This window comes from Pseudomonas rustica, assembly GCF_049959085.1.
In the GTDB taxonomy this organism is placed as follows: domain Bacteria; phylum Pseudomonadota; class Gammaproteobacteria; order Pseudomonadales; family Pseudomonadaceae; genus Aquipseudomonas; species Aquipseudomonas rustica.
Window position 1 is genome coordinate 177,839 of record NZ_CP188200.1, and the last position, 23,333, is coordinate 201,171.

A 23,333-nucleotide genomic window follows, 5' to 3' on the forward strand; every position below is an offset into this window, starting at 1 on the left:
AATGACCATTCAGGAAAAGAATTTCACGTCGGATAGCACCTATGTGCTGACCCCCGGTGTCGATGTATGCCTAAAGGATCTGATCCGGTTTGCCCGACCCGGCAAGACAGTAGTCGCATCCCAAGCCACGCGACAAAGGGTTCAGGCATCGAGAGATGCCTTGGAAAACCTCGTTGCGCAGGGGGCGGTCATCTATGGCGTGAATACCGGCATGGGCGGCTTCGTTGACCACCTCGTGCCTATCGAGAAAGCCCACGAGCTTCAATCCAATCTGATTCAGGGCGTATCGACAAACGTCGGTGAGCGATTCCCGGACAGCGTCGCCCGGGCCACAATGTTTGCGCGAATTGTTTCATTATCACGCGGTAACTCGGCGATCTCTCTGGAGAACTTTGATCGGTACATCGCCATCTACAACGCAGGCCTTATCCCTGAAATTCCGAGTAAAGGTTCTCTTGGCACCAGTGGTGATCTGGGGCCATTGGCAGCGGTTGCGCGGATGTTAACCGGTGATGGTTACGCCTATCTTGATGGTGTGCGCATTCCGGCGACACAAGCGCTTGAGCAATTTGGCCTGGCACCGTTACACCTGAGCTACAAAGAAGGGTTGGCACTGATCAATGGCACGTCCTGCATGGTAGCGGTCGCGGCAATGAATGTGGTCGAGTCCCGAGAACTGCTTGAACAATACACCTCGATTTCCGCTTTCTCCTTCGAGGCGTTGCAGGCCCGGGTACGTCCTTTTCATCCTGACGTTCACAAGTTGAAACCGCACTTGGGGCAGCAAAAAATTGCCGAGGCCATTTGGGACGATCTTCAAGGCTCGGAGTTGGCGATTGATGACATTGAACTCTCGTCGCAACTGAGTGCGCTGCGAACTGACGAGGTACGTCAGGAGGCCATGCCCATTGAAGATGCCTACTCGATTCGCTGCACACCCCAGATTCTGGGGCCGGTGCTGGAAACCATCGAGTTCGTCGAGCGCATCGTCACCAACGAACTGAACTCATCCAACGACAATCCGTTGATCACTCCCGAGAATGGTGAGGTTTTTCACAACGGCCACTTTCATGGGCAGTACATTGCCTCGGCCATGGACTACCTGACGATCTCCATGATCACGATGTGCAACCTTTCTGATCGGCGCATAGATCGCTTCCTGACGAAGGCCAACAGCAATGGTCTGCCGTCTTTCCTCTGCGCTGAAAATGGCGGTCTGCGTTTCGGTCTTATGGGTGGGCAGTTCATGTCGGCCTCTCTGACGGCGGAAAACCGATCGCTCGCCACGCCGGTTTCGATCCAGACCCTGACCACCACCGCCGACTTCCAGGACGTGGTTTCGTTTGGTCTTATTGCCGCGCGTCGTGTGGCTGAAGTGTTGCAGAACACGCGGTATGTCATTGCCTTCGAACTGATATGCGCAGCCCAGGCAGCCGATATTCGCGGTTGCACAAAGTTAGGCCAGCAGGGCCGTGCCTGGCATGCCCGAGTGCGTGAACTGATCCCTTATCTGGATCGGGATATTGCGTTGACCGGGTATCTGGAAAGCATCGTTGCCCACATTCTTGGGGGGCACAGTCGATGAGTTCGTCAGGCAACAAGAGCGCAGTGGCAGGCGCTGAGTCGCTGGAAGCGGATTGCCGTAATGCCCGGCTGCACGCTAACGAAAATCTGCTGGGAGCATCGGGTCTGGCACTGCACCTGTGCATGTCGATGCCGTCACTGCTCAGCGAATACCCTGAGGTGACTTACAAGTCGCTTCGCACGGCCATCGGTGAACGTTGGAACGTTGATCCCGAGCGTGTGGTGGTCGGGGCAGGTTCTGATGAGTTGATTGATATTTCATTGCGTAGTTTGTTGCAGGCTGGCAGCCGGATCGTGGCACTGCAGCACAGCTTCAAAATGTACAAAATCAGATCCGAGCTTCTGGGGGCTGACTATAGTGAGATCTTTCCCGCCAGCGGAGAAGGTTACGACACTACACTCAATATTGCCCTTCAAAAGAATCCGGATGTGGTTGTGCTGGTAAACCCGTCGAACCCTTTGGGCGACTATCTCTCTCCATCCGCACTGCTAAAACTTGTTGCTGCCATTCCGGAAAGAACGACGGTCATCATTGATGAAGCGTATGCAGAGTTCGCCCCGGATCGCGAGAACTCGCCTGGCGTGCAGATCGTAAACGCTCGGAAAAACTCGATATGCCTGCGTACGTTTTCAAAGGCGTATGGCATTGCGGGGTTACGTTTGGGTTGGGCTTATGCCAGCGCTGATCTGGTTCCGGTTCTGCAGGCACGGCGCGCGCCATACAACGTCAGCTCATTCTCTGCCCTCGCCGGTGAGTATGCACTTTGGGATGCTGATCATCTGGAAAAGACAGCGACGCATTGCCTTGTGTGGGGGCAGGAGATTGTCAGTCTGTTCCAGGGCTATGGCGTTCAAGCCAGAAGTCGCTATGTCAACTTTGTATTCGTCGAGTTCAACAGCCCCCACGCCTGTAAGTCGTTACATGACTACCTGGCGCGTGAAGGATTTCTGACATCGCCATTGACTGATTATGGCCTTGATAACTGCCTCAGAATCTCGATAGGTAGCCAGGTGCAGATGACCCGTTTGTGCGATGTTCTCAGAAAAGAGCTGGACGCGGTTGAGCGCCAAAAAGGCCCGAGAGATGTGGATGCCCTCAACCATTCGCACAGGCTCCCAACCACACTGAGCGAGAACTGACTCGAGGTAAAAATGAGCGGAACACAGCCTTTATTTCATGAAAATCCGTATCTGAAGCAACTGGAATGTCGAGTCGATCTGCTTGAGCGCGACGATGCCGGTCTTCCTTTTGCACTCCTTGGCGAAACGGTTTTCTACCCGCAGGGAGGCGGCCAGCTCGGAGATCGAGGCGTGTTGCACATTCAGGGGACGAAGGCGGGTGAGACTTTAAAACGGCTGGAAGTTATCGCCACGAAAAAAAGGGATGATCAGATTCGGCATTACCTAAAGGTCGACGATGAAACATTCGCGCTGCTGAGCGAGCCTAAGAATGCACAGCAGGCGACAGCCACTCTCGACTGGTCATTACGCTATCATCAGATGCGTGTTCATTCGGCCATGCATTTGATCCACTGCATGCTTGAGCAAACGCTGGGGCGCTCCATTCAACACCCGGTGCGCTCGCCGCTGAGTGACGACGGAGGGGAAAATCAATACGAGTTTGTCGAAGAGTTCGACGAAGACAGTTTGAGGCAGGCGACTGATGCCCTGAACGAGTTTTGCTCTGCAAGTCATGAGATTCGTACGGAAGCGGATACCAGCCAAGGACAAGGATTTCGTTGGTGGAAATGCGAAAACTGGTCAATCCCTTGCGGGGGAGTTCATGTACGTAATACGCAAGAAATAGGCTTGGTGACTTCCAGTATGAAAATCAAGAAGAACACGACCAGAGTGGTCATCACTCTGTCGGCAGAGGCTGAAGAGCTTGGATAACAAACGAGCGTTTGGTGCGTTTCTCATGCAATTGCGGATTGATGCCGGGCATCTGAAGATTTCGACGTTTCTCGAAGAGGTCAACATCCCGTTTTCGGCCAATTACTACCGTGACGTAGAGGCCGGAAGAAAGTACCTGAGTATCGATGCTGCCGTCGAACTGCATGACCATTTGGATATCGACGCTTCCAGTAAGGTCAGCTTCGATTATTACTGGCATTACTTCAGAGACTTGTTGCCGGCCAATGTCCACGAGATATTGTTTGGCAAAGGGGTTGAGGTCACGGATCTTTCGTCCAGGCTGGAGCTTCGAGAGCATGATTCGAAGATACTGCGTCGGGCGCTGAGTTTGAGTCGGTATGAGCGTGAGTTCATCATAACCGAGGAAGTCGTCAAGGCATTCGAGGAGAACTTCGAGTTGCTGCCATTGATGACTTATCTCTATATGGTCGACAGTGCGTCCGTTGCGGAGATGCAGTTGGTTTGCCAACAGCTAGGCCTTGCCTACGACGAACGAACTGAAGCGTTTCTGAACCTCGTCTCGAAGGAACGAAGCACCACTGATGAGCCTTTTGTTCGTCACGCACCTACGCTGAGAATGCCAAGAACCGCTGATGCGTTGCGGCTAAAGGATATGTTCCTGCGTCATGAAGTGGAACGATCGCTGACCAAACCTGAAAAAAGTGAATATTTTGATGTTTCAGGTTCTTTTAAATACAGCTCGATGGTGACACTCAAAGACGCAGAAATAGAGCAAATTCAGGATCGTCTTGTCGATCTCTTCTCCTTGATCGAAGTGCACAACAAATCCGGCACCCAGCTAGAGGATAAGGATGCTCAACCTTATTTCTTCGGGATGATAGTTTCTGGCCGTCCTGAATACGATGGACGTGGAGCCCGAACCGCCAAAAAAAACAAAAAGTGAAAACAGAGAAGACGGGAGTCACCGCGTTCTCTGTTCGATGATCTGTGTCAGTCAACCGCTCACAGGAATGCGCGGGTTGGCGCAGTGATGGACCGATAAAAACAAATCTGGCCGTGATCAGTTAGCACAAGGATGAGACTAATGAATGCTTTGGTTGTTGAAAAACTTCGTCTGTTGTTTGGCGAACGCTTGAGGCTTGAAAAAAGCATCCGGAAACAATTCTGCCAAGCGCCGCCCGGTATTGAATTGAGCCCGCCTGACGCGGTAATCACCGTTCGAAGTGAAGAAGAAATCGTTCAGGTTGTGCGGCTTTGTCACGAACATGGCGTAGCGATGATTCCGGCCGGAGCCCGCTCATCGCTTGAAGGACAAATCAATGCGCCACGTGGTGGAGTGTGTGTCGACTGTTCTGAGATGAACGCGATTCTTAGCATAAACGCGATGGACATGACTGCGACCGTTCAGCCAGGAGTTACCCGCGAACAACTGAACAGTTACTTGCGCGACACTGGTCTGTTTTTTTCAGTTGATCCTGGCGCTAACGCGTCGATGGGCGGAATGGCTGCGACGCGAGCCTCGGGCACCAACTCCGTTCGTTACGGGACGATGGCAGCCAACGTCAAAGCTGCACGCTGGGTCATGGCTGATGGGGCAGTTGCGCAAATCGGCTGTAGAGCACCTAAATCTGCCATGGGCCTGGATTTGCTGGCTATCGCTGTAGGTTCAGAAGGAACCCTCGGTATCTTCAGTGAGCTGGAAGTCAGATTACACCCTGTGCCTGACACAATTGTCGCGGGAGTCTGCTCGTTTGACTCTGTCGACAACGCCGTACAGACAGTTGCCACTGCTCTCGGACAAGGCCTGTCAATTGCTCGGATCGAGTTGTTGGATGTTAACGCTGTCCGCGCGTGCAATGCCTATTCCCCTGCGCTGGATTTGCCGGAAGTGCCTCATCTTTTTCTTGAGTTTCACGGAGATAGATCGACGGTCGCCAGCAACGTTGAAATATTCACCGATTGTGCACATGAGTTCGGCGGTCAACTAAAGATCTCTCAACGTGTTGAAGAGCGAACGGCCCTGTGGAAAGCGAGGCATGACGCTTGGTGGGCATTTCACGCGTTCTATAACGGCCGCAAGGGGCTGGCCACTGATGTATGTGTGCCGTTGTCATCGCTTAGTGCCTGTATCAGCGCCACTGCTGCAGACATTATCGCTTCCGGGCTCGACGCGCCGCTGATTGGCCATGTCGGCGACGGTAATTTCCACTTGTTGATCATGCTTCAGGAAGGGCAGGACGAGAGTGTGGAGATTCAGGCGTTTCTAAGTCGACTGTCGAGTCGTGCATTGTCGTTCGGCGGGACGGTCAGCGGAGAGCACGGCGTCGGTCAGGGCAAAGTGAAATGGATGTCGGCCCAGCACGGTACGGCGCTGCCGATTATGCGGGCAATCAAAAAGGCCTTGGATCCGGCGAATATCCTCAACCCCGGCAAGATGTATCACCCGCTTACCGTTGATGCTCTGTAAGCGTCGATTTTTCATTTTTATGGATGGATGTGAAAGATATGCGACACATTTTGATAGTCGGAATTAACAAGGTATCCATCAAGTACGTTTGCGAGGCAATTCGCAGTGCGGGGTTTGAGCCAATACTGTCGGTGGACCCTGCAGGTTTTCATGGCGCAGCCAAAACAGTATTCGATGGGGTCACCTGCATTCCCGCATTTAGCGATACCGACGCGCTATCTGCTTACTTGCAGGCCAATAAAGAACTGGTGAGTGCGATCCACAGCATCACAACTTTTTTTGACGAACTCTTTCCAATGGTGTCGGCAGTCGCCAAAGCGTTTGGATTTAATGCACCGCCTGCTGAATTCGCCAAGCTCTCATCCAAGGAATTTGTCGGTGGCCTGATACCTGAACATGTTCCAGCAGAGACCTGTGTCTTGCTCAATGATGGAGACTTCGAGATATCGTGGCTGACGCCTGGTATCAAAAATGATGTTGTGCTGAAACCCTCGGTCGGCTCCGGCGCGGTGGCGACGATGTTGCTTACCATCGGGGCAAATGAGGATCCTTCCAGCGTGATCAAGTCGGCGATTCTGGGGAGTGGAATTGATCAGCCTGAAAGCACTGCGTGGATCGTTCAGGCGCACTGTGAGGGTGATCTCGTCAGCATGGAAGGTTTCGCCCAAGACGGGCAGGTAGTTTTTCTTGGCTTGTCCAAGCGCAACCGTGTCGGTTTCACCGAAGTCGCCAATCAGTTTCCAGCCAACGAGATGATCGGTTTAACCGTTCGTTCGAAAATCGAGACGGCCGTGTGCGATCTGATCGCACGTGCAGAATTCGATAACGGTTTTTTCCATTGCGAGTTCATTGCTACACCGTCTACGGCTTACCTTATCGACGCCAATATGGGCCGTCTCGGCGGTGCGAGTATTGTCGAGCAAATTGCCTTGGCCTATGACCTGGCGCCTGCCACTGTTCTGCAACACGTTGCTCTGCTGCCGCTGGGACTACTCGAGACCACACTCCACTACAAACCTGTCGAGCAGTGTCGCCAAACTTTGAGTTACTGGTATTGCCTGGATCACGAGGCCATTGTGCATGACTGGGAAATTCCGCTCCTGTCTTCCATTCATACACCGATCGCCAATGTTGGCAGCCTGATCGTGCCTATCGGTACGTCTGATTACGCCTGGATCGGCATGCTCACCGGCTACGCAGACGTTGTCGTACGCGAGATAGGGCAAGTGCTTATTCATACGGATCGCGGCACTAGAAGGCCGGTCTTCCAATGATCTACTTCGTCCGGTTTCTATCGTCCGCCGCTTGGAGTTGTTTCTATCCGTTCATGGCCATTTGGCTCAACTCGGCTGTAGGTCTGAGTACCAGCGCAGCCGGCATCGTCGTCGGCTTCGCCATTGTTTCAAACCGGGTGGGTGCACTGGCCTTTCAAGGCGTGATGGACAAGATTGATCGCCGACGTGAAATTGCCCTCGCTTTACTGTGTGTGGCAGTGGCCGCGTGTTTAATGCTGGCGACGGCTGCGGCGGGAGTTACCCACGTACTGATCTGGATCGTTTTGGTGGTGGTGTTTGGCGTGGCCAATTCGATCGCGACGATTTCGCAGATCTCATACATTGTTCAGTACTTTCGCGAGGGCGAGCACGAGCGAGTGCTTTCCTATGAGAATGTCGCTGCGAACGCGGGCGCTGGAATAGCACCGTTCGTTGCATCGTTGATATTGGCAGGAACGGGTTATTGGTTTGTTGCTCTGCCATTACTGTTAGGTGTTCTGGCAACTGCGTCTACTACGCTGATTCCTCACCTGACAAGGTCAACAATCGCGGCATCAGACAGTCTCGCGTCTTCGGCGAGCATCTCCGACGCGTCGCCTAAAGTTGTTGCGTTCATGATCATCAACTTTTTGACCATGATCGGTTATGCGCAGTTTTATTATGTATTCCCAACCTATGCGACGGAGCGTTTCTCCAGTGAGTTGGTCGGTGTACTGTTTCTGGTGGCCAGCGGCATCATTATTTTCAGTCAGGTCTATATAACGTCGCTCTCGCAGCGGGTTTCACGGTTGTGGCGGGTCATCGTTTCAAACCTGCTGATCGGCGCGGGTTGCCTGCTATTAATGGTTTCGTCTCAAGTGCAGGCAATTCTGTTCCTCGTCGTGGTTTTTATCGTGATTGGCGAGATGATCTGCGGCCCGTTGTATCAGGCCCAAGCCGTAAAAATATGGAGAGGGCGCAGTTCTGTAGCGATGTCCGTGCAGACTTGTGTGTGGGGGGCTGCCGAGGCGACGGCTGCTGTACTCGGACTTCTGGCTGTCGCCAACGAGCTCAGCTTCTTGTCTTTCCTGCTGGGATTTGCTGCCTGCGTAATCGCCGCTGTTGGCGCGTGGATATCGATTGCCATGAAGCGCCCGTTGATCGGCATAGAAATCGAGCAGCGATCACCGCAGGTTTCCTGAAGGGTAGGGGAGTATTCAATTACCGGTCTTGGCCGTCAGTTGTTCGCGGCAATAATCCGCGAACAACTGTGCCGGTTTGGTCAGTTGCCCACGCTTGAGCCACGCGGCCACCAACCCCGAGCCGGTGACGTCCTCGGCGATCTCGACACACGCGACTTTCTTGCCGTCATAGGTGCATTCCGAATGCGGCCTCGTCACCAGAATCGAAAAGCCAAACCCCTGACCCACCATCCCGCGCACCATTTCAATCGATGGCGAGCTGAACTCGATGCGCGGCGTCAGCCCCAGCTCTTCGAACAGGCTGACGAAGTAAGTCCGGCTCGGTTGCACATCGAGCAAGATCATCGGATCAAGGCACAAATCCCGCAGCGACACCTGCTTGTACTCGGCAAAGCGATGATCCGCCGGCAGCAGCGCATATGGCCGTTGCGCCGGCATCAGCGGTTCGGTCTGAATGGTCGCATCGAGTTCGTGTTCATAAAGAATCACCAAGTCGAACGCTCCCGACGTCAGGCCTTGCACCAGTTCCTGCTGCTCACCATCACGAATGCGGATTTTCACTCCCGGATACAGCGCCGAAAACCCGGCGATCAATTGCGGTAGATACAACGGCGCGACGGTTTCAAAGCAGCCGATATCGATTTGTCCCGCGACAATGTCGTTGTCGGCCAGTGCGTTCTGTTCGAACTCCTTGGCCATTCGCAGCAGTTCTTGTGCCTTGCGGAAAAACCGCGCGCCGCTGGGCGTCAGTGACACGCCTTGGGCGTGATGACGGATCAGCAGTTGCACGCCGAAGCTGTCTTCCAGGCCTTTGATCGCGGTGGAGATCGCCGGTTGCGCGATGTACAGCTTGCGCGAGGCTTCGGCAACGCTGCCGCATTCGACGGTGGTGATGAAGTATTTCAACTGACGCAAATTGTAGGCGGCCACGGCAAACCTCAGGACGAGCGGACTCGACTTCAAAGCAATTTGTGCGCCGCCACGTCCATGGCGCGACGATGTTTTTATCCTTCAACCATAGCCACCTGCGCAGCGATTGGGGGAAGTCATTGCCCAGTGTTTTTATTGCCTGCGAAGATATTTTTACTATTTTTAGCCCGCGCGGGCCTGAGCGACCATCGATTCACAATAACGTCTCAGGAGCATCCGTCGTGTTCGAGCTTGCAGAGTGGCAGCGCCGTGCCGTTGCGTTGAATTTTCCCGATCAAGCCGTGATCGACGGCCAACATTGCGCCGCGCAGTCGGGGCAGACCTTCGCCGCAATCAATCCGGCGACCGGGCAGTGCCTGGCGAATGTCGCTGCATGTGACGAGGAAGATGTCGATGTGGCAGTGCGCAATGCGCGGCTAGTGTTTGAGGCGGGCACCTGGTCGCAACGCCCGCCCGCCGAGCGCAAGCAAGTGTTGCTGCGCTTGGCGGATTTGCTGATGAGCCATCGCGAAGAACTGGCCTTGCTCGATTCGCTGAACATGGGCAAACCGGTGATGGATGCCTACAACCTCGACGTGCCGGGCGCCGCCGGGGTGTTCCGTTGGTACGCCGAAGCCATCGACAAGCTCTACGATCAAATCGCGCCCAGTGCGCCGAATGTATTGGCGACGATTACTCGCGAAGCGCTCGGGGTGGTTGCGGCGGTGGTGCCGTGGAATTTCCCGTTGGACATGGCCGCGTGGAAACTAGCCCCGGCGTTGGCGGCGGGAAATTCGGTGATTTTAAAACCGGCGGAGCAGTCGCCGTTTTCGGCGTTGCGTCTGGCCGAGTTGGCGCTGGAAGCAGGGTTGCCGGCGGGTGTGCTCAACGTGTTGCCGGGTCTTGGCGAGCAGACGGGCAAGGCGTTGGGTTTGCACGCGGATGTCGATTGTCTGGTGTTCACCGGCTCGACCCAGGTCGGCAAATATTTCATGGAATATTCCGCGCAGTCGAACCTCAAGCAGGTGTGGCTGGAGTGCGGCGGCAAGAGCGCCAATCTGGTGTTCGCCGATTGCCAGGATCTCGATCTGGCGGCGGAAAAAGCCGCGTTCGGGATCTTCTTCAATCAGGGCGAAGTCTGCTCGGCCAACTCGCGGTTGCTGGTGGAGCGTTCGATTCATGATGAGTTTGTTGAACGGCTGAAAGCGCAGGCTGAACGCTGGTTGCCGGGCGATCCGCTGGATCCGCAGAGCAGTGCCGGGGCGATTGTCGATAGCAAGCAGACGGCGAGCATCATGGGTTTTATTCGCAGTGCCGAGCAGTCGGGGGCGACGCGGATTTGTGGCGGGCAGCAGCGGCGGTTTAACGGGTCGGACAATTTTATTGAGCCGACGATTTTTACCGGTGTGACGGCGGATATGCCGCTGTTTCGTGAAGAGGTGTTTGGCCCGGTGTTGGCGGTGGTGCCGTTTGACACTGAGGAAGAGGCGCTGCGCTTGGCCAATGACAGTGTTTACGGTCTGGCGGCTTCGTTGTGGACGGATGACCTCAACCGCGCACATCGCGTGGCGCGGCAGTTGCGCGCGGGTACGGTGTCGGTGAATGCCGTTGATGCGCTGGATGTGACGGTGCCGTTTGGCGGCGGTAAACAGTCGGGGTTCGGTCGCGATTTGTCGCTGCATTCCTTCGATAAGTACACCCAACTGAAAACCACCTGGTTTCAGTTGCGCTGATTGTTGCTGCCTTGAGAAAAGATCGCAGCCTTCGGCAGCTCCTACAGGTTTAGTGGTGTTCACACGATCCCTGTAGGAGCTGCCGAAGGCTGCGATCTTTTGCTTTTAAGGCGCTTGCACCACTCTGGTTCGCGCTGCTCTTTCACAGTGCGCACTACCCAGTTTTTTCATCATTTGCAGCCAACAATTTCCTGATTTTCCTCACCGCGCACATGGGCCACCATCGATCTTGCCCGCCAGCCGAATGTTGTCCGCCCAAGCGTCCGCGAGAGACCAACGGTGGCAACTGCACAACGGCCGGCGACCGTACTGCCCATGACAAAACTAAATCAACAGCGTCGGGAGTGCTCCATGATCAAGTCCTTGTGTCTCCGTCTCACTCACCCTCTGGCAATCACCGCCCTTGCCGCTACGGTCGCAACCAGCGCCCAGGCCGGCACCCTGTCCATCGGCCATACCACGTGGGTCGGCTACGGCACGCTCTATCTGGCTCAGGATCTGGGCTACTTCAAGGAAAACGGTTTGACCGTCGAATTGCCGGTGGTCGAAGAGGCGTCGATGTACATGGCCGCGCAGGCGTCCGGGCAATTGTCCGGCTCGGCGTCGACCATCGATGAAGTGCTCAAGTACCGTCCGCAGTTCTGCTTCAAAGCGGTCGCGGCGCTGGATGACAGCCATGGCGGCGACGGCGTACTGGTCGGCAAAGACGTGAAGAGCCTGCAAGAACTCAAGGGCAAATCCGTGGCGGTCAACGAAGGTTCGACTTCGCAGTTCTGGCTCTCGTACTTGCTGAAAAAGAACGGCATGAGCATGAGCGACATCACCGTGCAGAACATGACCGCTGACGATGCCGCCACCGCGTTCATCGCCGGTCGCGTACCCGCCGCCGTGACCTGGGAACCGCACCTGTCGATGGTGCGCGACAAGCAGCAGGGCAAAGTGCTGATCGACAGCAGCAGCACCCCCGGCGTGATCGTCGATGTGGTCGCGCTCAATTGCAGCGTCATCGAGAAGCAACCGGAAGACGTCAAAGCGCTGGTCGCCGGTTTGTACAAAGCCGTGCAATACACCAAGGATCATCCGGAGGACGCCTACAAAATCATGGCCAAAGGCGTCGGCGGCTACCTCTCCGATCCGAAGGAACTGGCCGCCGCTGCGCAAGGCGTGCGTTTCTACGATCAGGCGATGAGCGAGAAACTGCTCGGCTCACCGGGCAAACCGGGCGACAGCGCGCCGCTGATCAAACTGGCCAACGAAACCGCCAGCGAATTGCAGGGCAAGCCTTACAACGTCAGCAACGACGATCTGGTCGACAACCGTTTCGTCACCCCGCTCTAGGAGGCCTGCAATGTTCAAGCGCAATTCGTGGCTGAGCCGCAGCCTCACGCCGAAAACCGCATTGCCGGTGCAAGTGGTGTGGAGCGCCAGCGCTCTGGCCTGGGTGTTGTTGGTCGGTCTATGGGCCGGACTTTCTTATGGCGGCATCGTGCCGGGAATGTTTTTGCCGACACCGGGCGCGGTGGTTGAAGCCGCCGTGCGCCTGAGCCGCGACGGTACGCTCGGCACACACGTGTGGGCGAGTGTCGAAGTGGTGATGGTCGGCTTCATCGTATCGTCGTTGGTGGCGGTGCCGTTGGGGTTGCTGATGGGCAGCTTCCGCATCGTCCAGGCATTCCTTGAGCCGCTGGTGAACTTCATTCGTTACCTGCCGGTGACCTCGTTCGTGCCGCTGTTTATTTTGTGGATCGGCATCGGTCTGGAGCAGCGGGTTTCGGTGATTATTTTCGGCGTGTTCTTTCAGCAACTGGTGATGATCGCCGACGTATCGAAAGGCATTTCCAAGGATTTGATCAACGCGTCCTACACCTTGGGCTCCAGCCGCCGCGATGCGGTGTTGCATGTGATCGCCCCGGCCTCGGTGCCGGGTGTGCTCGACACTTTGCGCGTGACCATGGGTTGGGCCTGGACGTATCTGGTGGTGGCTGAACTGGTCGCCGCGTCCAGCGGTTTGGGTTACCTAAGCCTGAAAGCCATGCGCGGTTTTCAGGTGGACGTGATTTTCCTCGCCATCGCGATCATCGGCCTGCTCGGTCTGGTCACCGATCAACTGTTCCGTTTTCTCCGACTGAGGGTTGCCGCATGGGCTCAGTGACTGCTGCCAATCATCGTTTTATCGAACCCGTTGCCACCCCTGCGCAAGCCGCGCCGCGTTTGCAGGTGGACAAGGTCAGCCTGCGTTACAAGAAGCCCGACGGCGGCACATTTACCGCGCTGGAAGAGGTCTCGTTCGAAGTGCCGGATCAGCAGTTTGCGGTGCTGGTCGGGCCATCGGGTTGCGGTAAATCCAGCCTGCTGTATTTGACCGCAGGCCTGGCCGAACCGACCTCCGGCGAAATCTATGTTGGCGGCCAGCAAGTGCAGGGGCCGGGCGCCGATCGTGGGATGGTCTTTCAGAGTTACACGCTGTTCCCGTGGCTGACGGTGCGGCAGAACGTCGAGTTCGGCTTGAAACGTCGCGGCATGCCGGCGGCGCGGCGCAAGGAGATTGTTGATTACTACGTCAACGAAGTCGGTCTCGCCGGGTTCGCCGACAACTACGCCAAACAGCTGTCAGGCGGGATGATGCAGCGCGTGGCGATTGCCCGTGCACTGGCCAATGATCCGCAGATTCTGTTGATGGATGAACCGTTTGGTGCGCTGGACAGCCAGACGCGCTTGCAGATGCAGCAGTTGTTGCTGCGGGTCTGGGGCAACACTAAGAAGACTGTGTTGTTCGTCACCCATGACATCGATGAGGCGATTTTGCTGGGTGATCGGGTCTATGTGATGGGCGCGAAACCGGGGCGGATCAAACAGATTCTCGACGTGCCGATCGAACGCCCGCGTTCACTGGACATGGTGATGGAGCGCTCGTTTATCGACATGAAACGGCAGATCTTCGGGTTGCTGCATGACGACCTCGAAGAAGTGCACTGATCCCGTGTAGGAGCTGCCGCAGGCTGCGATCTTTTGATGTTGTTTTTTAAGATCAAAAGATCGCAGCCTGCGGCAGCTCCTACACGGGAATGTGGTGGTTATGGAGTGGCGGGGAGCAGGAAGCGGGCGATTACTGGCAGGTGATCGGAGATGCGCAACGTATCGTCCTGCCGCACCGTCGCTTCCACCCGTTTGATTTTCGGGCTGTAGAACAGGTAATCGACCGTGCGATCCGGGCCTCTGAGGCCGGGGTCGTTGGGGTAGTGGGTCAGCCACTGCGCGCGGTCGATGCCGCTGGCTTCGTTGTTGTTCGGGATCATCGGGTACTTGTCCCACAGCAGGTGCAGTTCGCTGTCGGCGGAGTAGGGCGTGCGTTGCTCGGCGGGCAGGCGCCGGTATTGCCCGAGTGGCAACAGATTGAAGTCGCCGCCGATGACCCACGGCAAACCCTGACTTTCGTACTTGTCGAGCACCTTGGTCATCGCTGTCACCTGCGCCTGCAAGGTGTTGTCCGGTTGGCTGGCGCGTTCCAGATGGGTATTGAACACCGTCAGTTGCCCGCCATCGCTGAGCGGCAGTTTGGTCGCGAGCAAGGCATCTTTCGGCTGAAACTGACGGCTGATGAAATTGGCCGGGGCCACCGGCAGTTGCAGGCGTTCGGCGTGTTCGATGCGGTAGCGGCTCAGGGTCGCCAGTTGCCGGCCAACGCTGCCAAAGATGTGCGGATCGGGGACGAAATCGGCCTTCCAGTCAAAGGCATGGGCGCTGCACGGGTACAGATCGGAGACGCGCTCCTGCAACAGCTTGAGCTGGTTCTGGTAGTCGCTGGCCTTGGCGCCGTCATCGAGTTCCTGCAACAGCACCACATCGGGTTGCTCGTCGCGGATTACCCGCGCCACTTCGTCGAGGCTGAAGGCCATGTCTTCCGTGGTCGGCGCTTCATCATTGCCTTGCGCCAGATCATTCCAGAACACGTAACGCTTGCCGGCCAGGTATTGCACGTTCCAGGTCATGACCTTCAAGGCCTGGCCCGGCACCAGCGTCGGCGGCGTTCCGGTGCAACTGACCGGCAAGGTTTCGCGGGCGTCGGGGCGCCAGGTCAGGCTGTAGATCAGCCCGCCGATCAGGACGAGGGCGAGCAGGGCAAGCGCAACGGTGTAGCGCAGTAGGCGGGTCATGGCTCGGCTTATAGCGTTACAGAAAGTGGCCCCGAGCATACCTGACGGCAGGCGCGAAGCCCAAGGGCTGCCGTGTCAGACCGCTCTGTCACTTTTGTCAGGCGATTCGCTGATCAGCATGAAAAGCCGGAACAAGACCACACTGGTGAACAGTTGCAGGAAGCTGTGAGCGCTGTCGATCAGCACGGCGATCGCCGGGTTCTGCGGCTCTGGATACACCGCCAGTGTCGCGCCTTTGAGCAGCCACAGCGGCGTCATCACACAGAGAATGCACAACAGAATCCGCCAGAAGTGCCCACGGGTCAGGCGCAGGCTTTCTTTCATCGCCTGCAACGGGCCGAGGCCGCGCAGCACCAGCAGGTACTCGCCGAACGCGAGCATCACCATCAACATCAGGCCCGGCAGGAAATACAGCGACAGGCCGAGCAGGATCAGCAAGGTGTTGAGTGCCGTGAGCAGGGCGAAACGCGGCCACAGGCGCGCCGACATCGCCAGCAGATCAAGGGTGCGCGGCGACTCGCCACGGGTGCGCGCGTCGAGAAACAAAATCAGGGCTGCGGTGTACAACGGATACACCAGCAGGCCGACGACCACGCTGACCGAGGAAAAACTGTCCGGATCGGTGTTGTGATCGACCACTTGTTGCAGCAGCGCTTCGAAGATCACCAACGGCAGGCACAGCTGCACGATGCTGGCCAAATGGCGTTTGAAGAAATACAGGGAGTCGCGCAGCACTTCGAAGGCATTCATCAGTCGGTATCGCAGGTCGAAAACAGTGGCTCACTTTAACCGATGCGGCGCGGGGCGACACAAACGTAAACATTCGGTAAAGGTCGTTGAAACATCCTGTCACTGTCTCCATTACAGGAGAGCACCTTGTCCGTCGTGGACGAGGGCAACGTTATCCCCGGCAATCTACGAGGTCGCCATGAACAGCGAAGAGCAAACCCTGATCGATGGACTGTTTTCCCGGCTGCAACAGGCCGAAACGGAGGCAGCCCCGCGCGACGCCCAGGCCGAGACGCGGATCAAGGAACACCTGACACGCCAACCGGCGGCAGGTTATTTCATGACCCAGGCGATTCTGGTGCAAGAGGCTGCGCTGAAGAGCCTCGATGAGCAGAACAAGCAACTGACCCAGCAAGTCCAGCGTTTGCAGGCTGAATTGCAATCGGCCAAGGCGCAGAGTGCTGCGCCTGCTTCGAGCGGTGGCGGTGGTTTTCTGTCGAGTATTTTCGGTGGCAGCTCGCGTCCGGCGCCGACCCAGAGTGCAGTCCCATCGTCGACTGGCGGCTGGCGCGAACCGGCACCGCAGCAGAATTATGCGGCGCCCGCGCCACAACAGAATGTCGGTGCACCACCACCAAACTACGCGCAACAAGCGGCCCCGGCGGCCGGCAGCAGCTTCCTCGGCGGCGCCATGAAAACCGCCGCCGGTGTGGCGGGTGGCGTGATGCTGGCGCAAGGCATCAGCAGCCTGTTCCACCACAACCAGCAGCCGGAAGAAATCGTTGAAGTGATCAAGGCAGAACCGGCGCAGGTGGCCGACCAGAGCAACAGTGGCTGGGGCGATGATCAGCGCATGGCCGGCAACGATCAGGGCGGATTCACCGACACCGATTACAGCAGCGACGACAGCTCATCGTTCTTCGATGACGACGATTCCTTCGTCTGACCAACGGTCAATCATCAAGCAACACAACCCCTGTGGCGAGGGAGCTTGCTCCCGCTGGACTGCGCAGCAGGCCTTCTTTTAAAAGAAAGGGCCGCTACGCGCCCCAGCGGGAGCAAGCTCCCTCGCCACAGTGCTTTTTGCTGGCATACTGAGCGCCTTTTTCGGGCCCCGCGCCTGATCCCGCTTCGTGCGCTTGCGCGCCCACAGGAACTCCGGTGAAAAAAATCGCAGTGTTCGCCGACGTGCAGAACCTCTACTACACCGTGCGTCAGGCCTATGGTTGCCATTTCAACTATGCCGCGCTGTGGGCCGATATCAGCAAGGACGGGCAGATCGTCGAGGCCTACGCCTACGCGATCGACCGTGGCGACAGCAAGCAGCAGCAGTTCCAGCAGATCCTGCGCAACCTCGGCTTCACCGTGAAGCTCAAGCCCTACATCCAGCGCAGCGACGGCTCGGCCAAAGGCGACTGGGACGTCGGCATCACCCTCGACATCATGGACGCCGCCGACCACGTCGACGAAATCGTCCTGGCCTCGGGTGACGGTGATTTCGATATGCTGCTCGAACGCATCATCAGCAAACACGGCGTGCAAGCGGTCGCCTATGGTGTGCCCGGCCTGACCGCCAATTCGCTGATCCGCGCCGCCAGCCGTTACGTGCCGATCGAAGGCGCACTGTTGCTCAAGAATTGATTTGAACGGAGTTGAACCCGGTTTGGAACGCATTGCAGTCATCGACTTTGAAACCACTGGCCTCTCGCCGAACAGCAGCTGTCGCGCCACGGAAATCGCCGTGGTCATGCTGGAAAACGGCCGCATCGTCGAGCGTTACCAGAGCTTGATGAACGCCGGCGTACGCGTCCCCGCGTTCATCGAACAACTGACCGGCATCAGCAACGCCATGCTGCGCACCGCGCCGCCGGCCGAACAGGTGATGAACGAGGTCAACGAGTTTGTCGGCTGCACGCCGCTGGTGGCGCACAACGCCTCGTTCGACCAGAAGTTCTGGGACTTCGAACTGGGGCGAATCAAGCGCACGCGGTTGCAGAATTTTGCCTGCTCGTTGCTCTTGGCCCGTCGCTTGATGCCGGCAGCGCCGAATCACAAGCTCGGCACCCTCACCACCTTCGCGCGCCTGCCGCACACGGGCCAGGCTCACCGGGCCATGGCCGATGCCGAGATGGCGGCCAACCTGATGGCGCATCTGGCTGAAGAATTGCGCGGCAAGCACGGCGTGCGCGAGCTATCGCACGACCTGCTGTGCAAACTGCAGAAAGTCCCCGCCGCGAAAGTCAGCGAACACCTGCAGCGCTACCGCTGACCTGAATCAAGTACAAAACCCCTGTGGGAGCGAGCCTGCTCGCGAAAGCGGTGTATCAGACAACATCAATGTTGAATGAAAAACCGTATTCGCGAGCAGGCTCGCTCCCACTTTGATTCGGTGTTGCTTGCTCAAAAGTGTACCGGCGCGATTAACGGGTTTTGTAACTTATTTTTGCCCGCCAGCCTTTCTAGAATATCCAATCCCAAGACTCTGACTGTCGAGCTGCTCATGCCTGCCCTGCGCCGTTTTTCCCTACCGCTGATCGCCGCGTTTTTTGCGCTGTACGTGATTTGGGGATCGACCTATCTGGTGATCCGCATCGGCGTTGAATACTGGCCGCCGTTGATGCTTGGCGGTGTGCGCTTCGTGATTGCCGGCACATTGATGTACGCATTCCTGCGTTGGCGTGGGGCGCCGGCGCCGACCTGGGCGCAGTGGAAAGCGGCGGGGATCATCGGGATTTTGTTGCTCAGTTTCGGTAACGGCGCGGTGAGTGTGGCCGAACACACCGGTGTGGCTTCGGGCGTGGCGGCATTGGCGGTGGCGACGGTGCCGTTGTTCACGTTGCTGTTTGGTTATTTCTGGGGCGCACGCAATACGCGTCTGGAATGGGCCGGGGTCGCGTTGGGGATTATCGGCATCGCCATGCTCAACATGGGCTCCAACCTGCAATCGAGTCCGCTGGGCGCGGCGTTGCTGATTTTTGCGGCGGCGACCTGGGCGTTCGGTTCGGTGTGGAGCAGACATTTGCCGTTGCCGCAGGGCGCGATGGCCAGTGCGGTGGAGATGTTGGTCGGCGGCGTGGTGCTGCTGATCGGTAGCGCGATGACCGGTGAACGCCTGCAAGCCGTGCCGCCGATGGAAGGCTGGCTGGCGCTGGCGTACTTGATTTTCTTCGGCTCGATCATCGCCTTCAATTCTTATATGTACCTGCTCAAGCACGTGCGTCCGGCGGCGGCGACCAGTTATGCCTACGTCAACCCGGCGGTGGCGGTGTTGCTAGGGATCGTGTTTGTCGGCGAGACCATCGGCATCGAAGAAGCGCTGGCGATGCTGGTGATCATCAGCGCCGTGGTGTTGATTGGTCTGCCGCAGTGGCGTCGTCCGGTGCAGCCGCCAGTCGTGGCGCCGACAGCCGTTCCCACAGAAACGCGTACGAATTAGGGTAAACTGCGCGGCATTGCATGCCTGCGTTATTTTTTCCTACGGTACTTCCATGACTTTCGCCACCCTTGGCCTGATCGAACCCTTGCTGCGCTCCCTCGAGAAGCTCGGCTACCAGACCCCGACGCCGGTTCAGGCGCAAGCCATTCCGGCCGTGCTGGCCGGTCGTGACCTGATGGCAGCGGCCCAGACCGGCACCGGCAAAACCGCCGGTTTCGCCTTGCCACTGCTGCAGTTGCTGGCCATGGAAGGGCCGAAAGTCGCCGCCAACTCGGTGCGCGCCCTGATTCTGGTGCCGACCCGCGAGTTGGCCGAACAAGTTCACGAAGCCGTGCGCCAGTACGCCGAAAACCTGCCGCTGCGCACCTACGCGGTGTACGGCGGCGTCAGCATCAACCCGCAAATGATGAAGCTGCGCGGCGGTGTTGATCTGCTGGTGGCGACGCCGGGCCGTCTGCTCGACCTGTTCCGCCAGAAGGCGCTGAAATTCAATCAACTGCAAACCCTGGTGCTCGACGAAGCCGATCGCATGCTAGATCTGGGTTTCTCTGAAGAACTGTCGAACATTTACCGCGCACTGCCGAAGAAGCGTCAGACGCTGCTGTTTTCCGCGACCTTCTCCGACGACATCCGCCTGCTCGCCGGGCAGATGCTCGACGATCCGCTGACCGTTGAAGTCAGCCCGCGCAATGTCGCCGCCAACACCGTCAAGCAGTGGATCGTCACGGTCGACAAGAAGCGTAAGGCCGAACTGTTCGTGCACCTGATGCGCAAGAACAAGTGGAAGCAGGTGCTGGTGTTCGCCAAAACCCGCAACGGCGTCGATGCGCTGGTGGAAAAACTCCAGGGCCTGGGTGTGAATGCCGACGGTATCCACGGCGACAAACCGCAGGCGACCCGTCAGCGTGCACTGGATCGGTTCAAGCTCAGTGAAGTGCAGATTCTGGTCGCGACTGATGTGGCGGCGCGGGGGCTGGATATTGAAGATTTGCCATTGGTGATCAACTTCGATCTGCCGATCGTGGCTGAGGATTATATTCACCGTATTGGCCGGACTGGCCGTGCAGGCGCAACCGGTGAGGCGATCTCGCTGGTGTGTGCGGATGAAGTGAACATGTTGTCGGCGATTGAAATGCTCACGCGTCAGACCTTGAAGCGTCAGAACGAGCCGGATTTCGAACCTGAGCACCGCGTGCCGGACACCGATGCCAGCGGTCAGGTGATCAAGAAGCCGAAAAAACCGAAGAAGCCAAAAGCTTCCGGCGGTGGCGGCAAACGTAATTTGGGCAAGTGGGTCGACAGCGGCGAGACGCAGGCGCCGGAGCCTTCGGTCAAGCCTGTGCGTAAGGTGCCGGTGTTTAACACTGGGCCGCGTAAGCGTAAACCGTAACTCCTGTAGGAGCTGCGGCACGCTGCGATCTTTTGATCTTGCTTTTGAAGATCAAAAGATCGCAGCCTCGTTTCACTCGTCAGCTCCTACAGTGGTAGGGGGTGTTTGAGCCATTGCAGTATCCCCAACCCTGCCGCCCGCCCGCTGGCAAAACACCCTGTCAGCAAATAGCCCCCCGTAGGCGCTTCCCAATCGAGCATCTCCCCCGCGCAGAAAACCCCCGGCAACGCCTTGAGCATCAAACGCTCATCCATCGCTTCAAATGACACGCCGCCCGCACTGCTGATCGCTTCGTCCAACGGCCGCGTTTTCACCAGCGTCAGCGGCAACGCCTTGATCGCCCGCGCCAACAACGCCGGATCAGCGAACTTCGCCGCATCCGTCAGCTCCCGCAGCAACGCCGCTTTCACCCCATCAATTCCGACCTGACTGTGCAGATGCTTGGCCATCGAGCGCGAACCGCGTGGCTTGCTCAACGCCGCTTGTAATTTATCCACAGGCCGGCCGGGCAGCAGATCGATGTGGATAACCGCCGCGCCGTATTGATTGATCGCCTCACGAATCGGCGCCGACAACGCGTAAATCAGACTGCCTTCAATCCCGGTCGCGGTGATCACGCATTCACCCAAGCGCGGAATGTCGTCGTTCAAACCAATGGCGATATTTTTCAACGGCTCGCCGGCGAATTTGCTGACCATCAATTCGCTCCAGGCCTGCACCTCAAAGCCACAATTACTCGGCTGCAACGGTGCAAGTCCTACACCGCGTTGCTCCAGCGCCAGCATCCAGGCACCGTCGGAACCGAGGCGCGACCAACTGCCGCCGCCGAGGGCGAGCAGGGTGGCGTCGGGGTTGACGGTGATTTCGCCTTCTGGGCTGTCGATGCGCAGCGCACCGTGTTCATCCCAGCCGAGCCAGCGATGGCGGGTGTGGATAACCACGCCGCTGTCGCGCAGGCGTTTGAGCCAGGCGCGTAGCAGCGGGGCGGCTTTCATGTCGGTGGGGAACACGCGGCCGGAGCTGCCGATAAAGGTTTCGATACCCAGATCGTGAATCCATGTGCACAACGCGTCGGCGTCGAAGCCGCGCAGCAGCGGGGCGATTTGCGGTGCGCGTTCGGCGTAGCGCGAGAGGAACGCCGGGTAGGCTTCGGAGTGGGTGATGTTCATGCCGCCGACGCCGGCGAGCAGGAATTTGCGGCCCACCGAGGGCATGCCGTCGTAGAGATCGACGCGGATTCCGGCCTGGCTCAGCACTTCGGCGGCCATCAGGCCGGCAGGGCCACCGCCGATGATGGCGACGTGAGCGGGGGAGGAGGCGGAGTTCTGGGTCATGGCGTGCGCTGCGGTATGGCGGGATAAGGCGCGCATTCTAACAGCGCAGATCCCTTGTAGGAGCTGAGCTTGCTCGCGAAAGCGGTGTGTCAGCCACCGGCAATATTGAATGAGAGACCGCTTTCGCGAGCAAGCTTTGCTCCTACAAGGTTGTGGTGGTTAAAAAACAACCAGTGTTCTGTAGGCCTTGGGCGGTATGGGCTGTAGGCCCTTTCACGCAGGTTATCCACAGGCAGTTCCACAGCGATTGTGGGTAACGCAGCACAGCTCAATGACAACCGTGTGACTGCCAGACTCGTTGCGCGCTGTGATGGAGGATGCCGTGGCGGCGGGCGAGGGCGTGGCGATCCTTGCTGTAGCCGCCGCCAATCACGCCCATCACCGGAATGTCGCGACCCAGGCAATGGCGCATCACACTTTCATCACGGGCGGCGACGCCTGCGTCGGTCAGTTGCAGATAACCGAGGGCGTCGTCCTTGTGCACGTCGACACCGGCGTCGTACAGCACCAGATCCGGTTGATACAGCGGCAGCAAATAGTTGAGCGTGTCATCGACCACCTTCAAATAATCGGCATCGCCCATGTCTTTCGGCAGCGGTATGTCCCAGTCACTTTCCGCTTTGCGTGCAGGAAAATTCTTCTCGCAGTGCAGGGAAACGGTAATCGCCTCCGGCGTGTCGTGAAGAATCCGTGCCGTGCCGTCGCCCTGATGCACGTCGCAATCGAAAATCAGCACGCGATTCACCCGTCCACTTTGCAGCAGGTAATGGCTGATGATCGCCAGGTCATTGAAGATGCAGAACCCTGCCGGGTAATTGTAATGCGCGTGATGCGTGCCGCCAGCCAGATGACAAGCCAGACCATGTTCCAGGGCTTTTTCCGCCGCCAGAATCGAACCGCCAACCGCGCGCACCGTGCGTCGCGCCAAGGCGTCGTTCCACGGCAGGCCGAGACGCCGTTGGTCTTCGCGGGACAACTCGCCGCTCATGTAGCGTTCGATATACGCACGGTCATGGGCGAGGGCGAGGATGTCGTTGGGGCAGATCTCGGGGCGCAGCAGGTCGGCATCGCGGGTCAGCCCGCTGTCGACCAGGTGATCGCGCAGCAAACGGAACTTGTCCATCGGAAAGCGGTGATCCGCCGGAAACTCGGGGCTGTAGTCTTCGTGGTAGATCAGCGGCAGTGGCATGGCGTATTCATGTAGGAAATGTTGGAAAGAGTGAAGGATCCTACCAGCGATGTAGACTTGCGGCATGGAAACGGAGGG

The 23,333-nt window shown here is 57.7% G+C and carries 21 protein-coding genes; 16 read left to right on the forward strand and 5 right to left on the reverse strand.

Annotation, left to right across the window (positions count from 1 at the left end; translation table 11 throughout):
* Nucleotide 1: 1 nt before the first annotated feature.
* The 7 genes from ACP3TY_RS00890 to ACP3TY_RS00920 all read left to right on the forward strand — a co-directional run bounded on the left by ACP3TY_RS00890 (nucleotide 2) and on the right by ACP3TY_RS00920 (nucleotide 8,381).
* Nucleotides 2-1,585 carry a phenylalanine aminomutase (D-beta-phenylalanine forming) gene (locus tag ACP3TY_RS00890; protein WP_159813675.1) on the forward strand — a complete coding sequence of 528 codons (1,584 nt, stop codon included), beginning with the start codon at nucleotides 2-4 and terminating at the stop codon, nucleotides 1,583-1,585.
* Nucleotides 1,582-2,724, forward strand: a complete 1,143-nt coding sequence (locus ACP3TY_RS00895) for a pyridoxal phosphate-dependent aminotransferase (RefSeq protein WP_426619075.1) — start codon at nucleotides 1,582-1,584, stop codon at nucleotides 2,722-2,724. The genes ACP3TY_RS00890 and ACP3TY_RS00895 overlap by 4 nt, the downstream gene beginning before the upstream one ends.
* Before the next feature lie 12 nt (nucleotides 2,725-2,736).
* The gene (locus ACP3TY_RS00900) at nucleotides 2,737-3,477 is read left to right on the forward strand and encodes an alanyl-tRNA editing protein (protein WP_159813671.1); all 741 of its coding nucleotides are present in this window, start codon (nucleotides 2,737-2,739) and stop codon (nucleotides 3,475-3,477) included.
* Nucleotides 3,470-4,402: a hypothetical protein gene (locus ACP3TY_RS00905; protein WP_426619076.1), complete on the forward strand. Its 933-nt coding sequence runs from the start codon at nucleotides 3,470-3,472 to the stop codon at nucleotides 4,400-4,402. The genes ACP3TY_RS00900 and ACP3TY_RS00905 overlap by 8 nt, the downstream gene beginning before the upstream one ends.
* 141 nt (nucleotides 4,403-4,543) lie before the next feature.
* Nucleotides 4,544-5,926, forward strand: coding sequence for an FAD-binding oxidoreductase (locus ACP3TY_RS00910; RefSeq protein WP_426619077.1), 1,383 nt, complete (start codon nucleotides 4,544-4,546; stop codon nucleotides 5,924-5,926).
* 38 nt (nucleotides 5,927-5,964) lie between these two features.
* The gene (locus ACP3TY_RS00915; RefSeq protein ID WP_426620419.1) at nucleotides 5,965-7,200 is read left to right on the forward strand and encodes an ATP-grasp domain-containing protein; all 1,236 of its coding nucleotides are present in this window, start codon (nucleotides 5,965-5,967) and stop codon (nucleotides 7,198-7,200) included.
* Nucleotides 7,197-8,381 (forward strand): MFS transporter, encoded by a 1,185-nt coding sequence (locus tag ACP3TY_RS00920; protein WP_426619078.1) that lies wholly within the window; start codon nucleotides 7,197-7,199, stop codon nucleotides 8,379-8,381. Before ACP3TY_RS00915 ends, ACP3TY_RS00920 begins: the two co-directional genes overlap by 4 nt.
* Before the next feature lie 15 nt (nucleotides 8,382-8,396).
* Here ACP3TY_RS00920 and ACP3TY_RS00925 read toward each other — a convergent pair whose 3' ends face one another.
* Nucleotides 8,397-9,311: a LysR family transcriptional regulator gene (locus ACP3TY_RS00925; protein WP_159813661.1), complete on the reverse strand. Its 915-nt coding sequence runs from the start codon at nucleotides 9,309-9,311 to the stop codon at nucleotides 8,397-8,399.
* A 221-nt stretch (nucleotides 9,312-9,532) separates the two neighbouring features.
* On the opposite strand from ACP3TY_RS00925, the gene ACP3TY_RS00930 reads away from it, so the two are divergent.
* The 4 genes from ACP3TY_RS00930 (at nucleotide 9,533) to ACP3TY_RS00945 (ending at nucleotide 13,999) form a co-directional block, all read left to right on the forward strand.
* Nucleotides 9,533-11,023, forward strand: coding sequence for an aldehyde dehydrogenase (locus ACP3TY_RS00930; protein WP_426619079.1), 1,491 nt, complete (start codon nucleotides 9,533-9,535; stop codon nucleotides 11,021-11,023).
* A gap of 351 nt (nucleotides 11,024-11,374) precedes the next feature.
* Nucleotides 11,375-12,361, forward strand: coding sequence for an ABC transporter substrate-binding protein (locus ACP3TY_RS00935; RefSeq protein WP_159813657.1), 987 nt, complete (start codon nucleotides 11,375-11,377; stop codon nucleotides 12,359-12,361).
* Nucleotides 12,362-12,371: 10 nt separating this feature from the next.
* On the forward strand, nucleotides 12,372-13,175 hold the full coding sequence (locus ACP3TY_RS00940; RefSeq protein ID WP_008081110.1) for an ABC transporter permease: 804 nt from the start codon (nucleotides 12,372-12,374) through the stop codon (nucleotides 13,173-13,175).
* Nucleotides 13,163-13,999, forward strand: a complete 837-nt coding sequence (locus ACP3TY_RS00945; protein ID WP_158960125.1) for an ABC transporter ATP-binding protein — start codon at nucleotides 13,163-13,165, stop codon at nucleotides 13,997-13,999. Before ACP3TY_RS00940 ends, ACP3TY_RS00945 begins: the two co-directional genes overlap by 13 nt.
* A 98-nt stretch (nucleotides 14,000-14,097) precedes the next feature.
* Here the strand turns inward: ACP3TY_RS00945 and ACP3TY_RS00950 are convergent, their stop codons facing one another.
* Together ACP3TY_RS00950 and ACP3TY_RS00955 are read right to left on the reverse strand one after the other, a co-directional pair.
* A complete protein-coding gene (locus ACP3TY_RS00950; protein ID WP_426619080.1) occupies nucleotides 14,098-15,177 on the reverse strand; it encodes an endonuclease/exonuclease/phosphatase family protein in 1,080 nt (359 codons plus the stop codon).
* Between the two features lie 75 nt (nucleotides 15,178-15,252).
* Complete coding sequence (locus tag ACP3TY_RS00955) at nucleotides 15,253-15,927, reverse strand: YciC family protein (protein ID WP_212545766.1); 675 nt, start codon at nucleotides 15,925-15,927, stop codon at nucleotides 15,253-15,255.
* 178 nt (nucleotides 15,928-16,105) lie between these two features.
* Between ACP3TY_RS00955 and ACP3TY_RS00960 the strand changes: the two genes are divergently transcribed.
* From ACP3TY_RS00960 to ACP3TY_RS00980, 5 genes are all read left to right on the forward strand, one after another.
* On the forward strand, nucleotides 16,106-16,852 hold the full coding sequence (locus ACP3TY_RS00960) for a DUF2076 domain-containing protein (protein ID WP_426619081.1): 747 nt from the start codon (nucleotides 16,106-16,108) through the stop codon (nucleotides 16,850-16,852).
* 215 nt (nucleotides 16,853-17,067) lie between these two features.
* Nucleotides 17,068-17,547 carry an NYN domain-containing protein gene (locus ACP3TY_RS00965; protein WP_007949802.1) on the forward strand — a complete coding sequence of 160 codons (480 nt, stop codon included), beginning with the start codon at nucleotides 17,068-17,070 and terminating at the stop codon, nucleotides 17,545-17,547.
* A gap of 22 nt (nucleotides 17,548-17,569) precedes the next feature.
* Nucleotides 17,570-18,175, forward strand: coding sequence for a 3'-5' exonuclease (locus tag ACP3TY_RS00970; RefSeq protein ID WP_053124223.1), 606 nt, complete (start codon nucleotides 17,570-17,572; stop codon nucleotides 18,173-18,175).
* A gap of 231 nt (nucleotides 18,176-18,406) precedes the next feature.
* Nucleotides 18,407-19,342, forward strand: a complete 936-nt coding sequence (gene yedA, locus ACP3TY_RS00975; RefSeq protein WP_282358369.1) for a drug/metabolite exporter YedA — start codon at nucleotides 18,407-18,409, stop codon at nucleotides 19,340-19,342.
* A gap of 52 nt (nucleotides 19,343-19,394) precedes the next feature.
* Nucleotides 19,395-20,732 carry a DEAD/DEAH box helicase gene (locus tag ACP3TY_RS00980; protein WP_007909704.1) on the forward strand — a complete coding sequence of 446 codons (1,338 nt, stop codon included), beginning with the start codon at nucleotides 19,395-19,397 and terminating at the stop codon, nucleotides 20,730-20,732.
* 86 nt (nucleotides 20,733-20,818) lie between these two features.
* Here ACP3TY_RS00980 and ACP3TY_RS00985 read toward each other — a convergent pair whose 3' ends face one another.
* Both ACP3TY_RS00985 and ACP3TY_RS00990 read right to left on the reverse strand, forming a co-directional pair.
* Nucleotides 20,819-22,066: a TIGR03862 family flavoprotein gene (locus ACP3TY_RS00985; protein WP_426619082.1), complete on the reverse strand. Its 1,248-nt coding sequence runs from the start codon at nucleotides 22,064-22,066 to the stop codon at nucleotides 20,819-20,821.
* Between the two features lie 268 nt (nucleotides 22,067-22,334).
* A complete protein-coding gene (locus ACP3TY_RS00990; protein ID WP_426619083.1) occupies nucleotides 22,335-23,255 on the reverse strand; it encodes a histone deacetylase family protein in 921 nt (306 codons plus the stop codon).
* Nucleotides 23,256-23,333 lie beyond the last annotated feature (78 nt).